Annotated in this window: 5 protein-coding genes; 3 read left to right on the top strand and 2 right to left on the bottom strand. The window is 73.3% G+C overall.

Translation table 11 applies throughout. The annotated features are described in order from the left end of the window. On the bottom strand, positions 1-561 hold a 561-nt coding region (locus ABT297_RS42705; protein ID WP_350559843.1), incomplete at its 3' end, for a glycoside hydrolase family 20 zincin-like fold domain-containing protein. A gap of 198 nt (positions 562-759) precedes the next feature. On the opposite strand from ABT297_RS42705, the gene ABT297_RS42700 reads away from it, so the two are divergent. Further along, on the top strand, positions 760-954 hold the full coding sequence (locus ABT297_RS42700) for a hypothetical protein (RefSeq protein ID WP_350559840.1): 195 nt from the start codon (positions 760-762) through the stop codon (positions 952-954). A 45-nt stretch (positions 955-999) separates the two neighbouring features. Continuing rightward, positions 1,000-2,325, top strand: coding sequence for a hypothetical protein (locus ABT297_RS42695; protein ID WP_350559837.1), 1,326 nt, complete (start codon positions 1,000-1,002; stop codon positions 2,323-2,325). Positions 2,326-2,340: 15 nt separating this feature from the next. Here ABT297_RS42695 and ABT297_RS42690 read toward each other — a convergent pair whose 3' ends face one another. Beyond that, a complete protein-coding gene (locus tag ABT297_RS42690) occupies positions 2,341-3,339 on the bottom strand; it encodes a zinc-dependent alcohol dehydrogenase family protein (RefSeq protein WP_350559834.1) in 999 nt (332 codons plus the stop codon). A 124-nt stretch (positions 3,340-3,463) separates the two neighbouring features. Here ABT297_RS42690 and ABT297_RS42685 point away from each other — a divergent pair, with 124 nt between their 5' ends. Further along, entirely contained in the window at positions 3,464-4,087 is a 624-nt protein-coding gene (locus ABT297_RS42685) for a GNAT family N-acetyltransferase (protein ID WP_350559831.1), read from the top strand. Positions 4,088-4,187: the final 100 nt, after the last annotated feature.

The raw sequence follows: 4,187 nt of genomic DNA, 5'->3' as shown, positions 1-4,187 counted from the left end.
GTCGAGCATCGCGCCGCGGTAGGCGTAGCGCGGGTAGTCGACGACCCGGCCGCCGGTGAGCGTCCACGGTCCACTCTGGACGGTTTTCGCCTCGATCTGCGGCGGGAGGAGTTGGCGCAGCGTCTGGACGCCGTTGAAGAGGCCGGCCGCGGTTTGCGCGCGGAGCGTGACGGCGGCGGCGGTGACGTCGAGTTGGTAGCCCTCGGAGCCCACGCTCGGGTCGGCGCCGGACAGCAGCAGCGCGATGCCGCTGGTCGGCGTGCCGTTCGCCGCGACGACGGGCAGCGCGTAGCCGGTCGACGGCCGCAGGATGCCGGCCAGGTAGTTGCCGACGTCGGTGGCGGGCGCGGAACCGGACGCGGTCTGGATCGTGGCCGTGGACGGCAGGGTGTACGTGACGCCGGCGGCCGGCTGGACCGACACGGGTACGGGCACCACATCCTGGAGGTTCACGACGGCGGCGCCGGCCGGCGAGGCGGTGGTGGCCCAGATGAGACCGATGGCGGCGGTGGTCAGGGCCAGCGCGCCTGCTAACAGGGCGTGGCGGGCGGGACGATACACGACGTCCTCCAGGTAAACTGTAAAGTTTCTTGATAATTTGACGGACGCCTCTGCCCGTGTCAACCCGTCCGAACGGGCGCATCGGGGATGGTGGCGTCACCCGTTGCGGGCGATTGTGCGGGTGGTTGTGCCGCCCGGTGGGGAAATGCCGGCACTGTGGCGCCAGGAACGACCGCGGGCCGGCGGGAGGATCGCGGCATGGAAGAGTACCGGGAGATCGTGTCGGACGTCCTCACGACCGCCGGCGGGGCGCAGGCCTGGATCGAGATGAACCTGACCGGGTACCTCACGAAGCGGTGCTCCGGATGCGGCATCGACGAGGATGCCGAAGCGATGGCGGCGGCGATGCAGTGGTTGACCGAGCACGCGTCGACCTGCGTCGCCCGGCAGTAGCGGCGTGCCGAGCGGCGCGACGGGCGCTGTGGCAGGATCGCGCGCATGTTCCAGTCCTTCGACCGGCACCGTTCGCGCCGCGAGCAACTGCTGGCCGGCGTCTCGGCCCGGCTGCGCGGGCTCGGCATCGAGGCCGCGTTCGGCACGCTCGTGCCGTACTACGACCTCTACGGTTCGGCGCCCGGCGGCCTGACGGGCCTGGTCGTCCACGAGCCGACCGGCGCCGGCCGGATGCAGGTCACCGCCGTGGCCGCCCGCCGGACCGTGCCGCCCGGCGAGGGCGGGCTGTCCGCCGACCGCCGCACGTGGGTGCGCGACGTGGACCTCGAGTACGACCTCGACGGCGACGTCGTCTTCGAGGTCACGATCCTGGAGGGGCCGGGCGACGGCCCCGGCGATCCGCCGGCCGTCTGGGCGCCGCGCCTGCTCGTCCGGGACGAGGAGGCGGTGGTCGACGCGGTCCGCCTGTGGCACGGGTATCGGGACACGCTGCGCGGCACCCCGCCCGCCGCCGACCCGGACCGCCGGCGGGCCGCGCTCGCCCGCCAGATCGCCGCCCGGCACGCGGCGGCGGCCGACGCCCGGGTGCGGCTCGCGGTGGACGCCTCCGCCGTGCCGCCGCAGCAGCGCCCGGCCCTCGCCGAGCATCTGGCCGAGCTCGACCACGCCCAGCTCTGCTTCCACTTCCCCCGCGACCGGTTCGGCCGCTACGTCAAGAGCGCCGTCGTCGCGCTCGCCGGATACGAGGCCGGCCTGAGCAAGCGCGGGCCGTGGCTCGCCGTGCGGGCGGACGGCGACGAGCTGGCCGTCGGCGTCGAGGCGTTGATCGGCGCGAACCAGGACCATCGCTGGGACCGGCTGCCGTGGCTGTGGAGCGCGGCCCATCGCGACGCCACGGCGGTGCGGCGATGGCAGGTGCCGGACGCCGAACACGCGCGCCCCGTCGTCGCGCTGCTCGAACGGCACGCGCTGGCCGACGCGCTCACGCTGTGCGGCGTCGACGTCGACGCCGAGCTCGCGTCGCTGCTCGCGGGCTATCCGATCAGCTACCGGCACGCGCAGTACACCGACACCTGGGTCAAGACGTTGTACGGTCAGCTCCGCGACTGCGCACCGTGGCGGCTGGCCGCCGCGTACCGGGTCTGGCAGGACGAGCGGCGCGCAGCGCGGCGGCCGGCGGCCGAACCGATCGCGCTGTTCGGCCTGAAGGGGCTGAACCAGCAGGCCAAGCCCATGGTCGCGGTCGAGAGCCGCGACGGTGTGTGCCGCCTGCGGATGATCTGGAGCGGGAGCAACGCCCGCCTCACCCGCGCACTCTGGGAGTGCCCGGCGGACCTGAACGCCGAGCTGCTGACCCCCGGGACGACCTGACCCCGGCGAACGTCGTCAGGCGGCGGGAACCAGGAACACCTTTCCCCGCCTGCCCGGCGATTCGGCCTGGGCAACGGCGGCGGCGATCTCGTCGAGGGAGTAGTCCCGGCCGGGGGAGGTCTCGAGAACGCCCGCGCGCAGCAGGTCGGCGACGTCCTCGACCAGCCGGCGCCGCGCATGCTCGTCGAGCCGGGGCAGCCAGTAGCCGAGCCAGAAGACCTCCAGCACGCGGCGACCCGAGAGGATGTAGCCCGGATCATCGCCAACGAGCATGGGTTCACCGGTCAGGGAGCCGTAGACCAGCATCCGGCCCTCCTCGCCCAGTGCCTTGAACATCTGGGTTCCGGTCGCTCCGATCACCGGATCGATGGCGTACCTGACCCCTGCCGGACCGACGATGCCGCGCACCTGCTCGTCGATCGGCCCGTCGGAGGACACGATGACGGCGTCGGCGCCGAGGCGCCGCAACTGGGCGACCGCTTCGTGACGGCGGACGACATTGACGGTGAGGATGCCGTCGCGCTTGGCCAATCTGATGATCATGCGTCCCAGCTCGGAGCTGGCCGCCGACTGCAGCAGCCATTCGCCCCTCGGGACCGAGAGCACGTGGCGCACCATGAGGACGGCGGACGCCGGGTTGATCATGAAGGACGCCGCCTGCTCGTCGGGAATGTCGTCCGGCACCGGGATCAGGTCGCGGGCGGGCACCACGCAGTACTCGGCCCAGTTGCCCCCGGGACCGTTCAGGACCACGACGCGCCGCCCGGGCACCGGACCCCGCGCCCGCGGTCCGAGCGCGTCCACGACACCGACGCCCTCAAACCCGACGGGCGCCGGGAAGTGCGCTTCCACGCCCGCGTAGTGGCCCCGCACGTACAGCAGGTCGGACGGGTTGACGGGGCTGGCCAGGATCCGGACCCGCGCCTCACCCGGCCCCGGCTGCGGAACCGGCCGTTGCTCGACCTCGAGGACCGCGGCGGGCTCACCGTAATGCTCGAACTGAATGGCCTTCATCGCCGCACCTCCCGGCCTTCCCTGGTCGGCGCCTGGTTTCGCGCCCTCGCCGAACGCCTACCCGCCACCGGAGCGCCTACACGGCCCACGGCATTCCGGGTGACCCGCCGCGTAGAGTGCTCGGGTGACATTCCGTCTTGAGGGCCCGGTGCTTCAGGGCGAGCTGGTGCGGCTGGAGCCGCTCTCGTCCGGCCACGCGGCCGACCTGACCGAGGCCGTGTCCGGCGATCGAGCGACGTACGGCTTCACGTGGGTGCCCCGGCCCGACGAGATTCCCGCATATCTCGCCGAGATGCGCCGGCGGCAGGAGACCGGGCGCCTGTCGCCGTACGCGCAGATCGATCTCGCCACGGGGCGCGCGGTCGGGGCGACGGCCTACTGGGATCCGCGCTTCTGGCCGGGCACCGAGCGGCTGAGCGCGGTCGAGGTGGGGTTCACCTGGCTGGCCCCCGCCGCGCAGGGCACGGGCCGCAACGCCGAGGCGAAGCTGCTGCTGTTCACCCACGCCTTCGAGCGGTGGCAGGTCGCCCGGGTGGACCTGAAGACCGACGCGCGCAACGAGCGCTCCCGCTCGGCGATCGCCGCGACCGGCGCCGTGTTCGAGGGTGTCCTGCGCAACTGGTCGCAGTCCTGGGCCCCGGGCGAGGACGGCCGCCTGCGCGACTCGGCGATGTTCTCGATCGTCGCCGCCGAGTGGCCGGCGACCCGGGACCGCCTCCGCGCCCGCGTCGCCCGCCACACCGTCTGATCCGATCTCGCGCCGGCCACGTCCCGGCGCGGATGCCAGGCGTATGCCGCCGGGTTCCACCGGATCGGCCCGGCCGCCTGACCGGCCGCGCCGCGCGCTT

Origin of the sequence: Dactylosporangium sp. NPDC000555, from assembly GCF_040300025.1 — a bacterium.
Lineage (GTDB): Bacteria > Actinomycetota > Actinomycetes > Mycobacteriales > Micromonosporaceae > Dactylosporangium.
The sequence above is the reverse complement of the archived record's forward strand: the minus strand, read 5'-3'. Positions and strand labels throughout refer to the sequence as shown.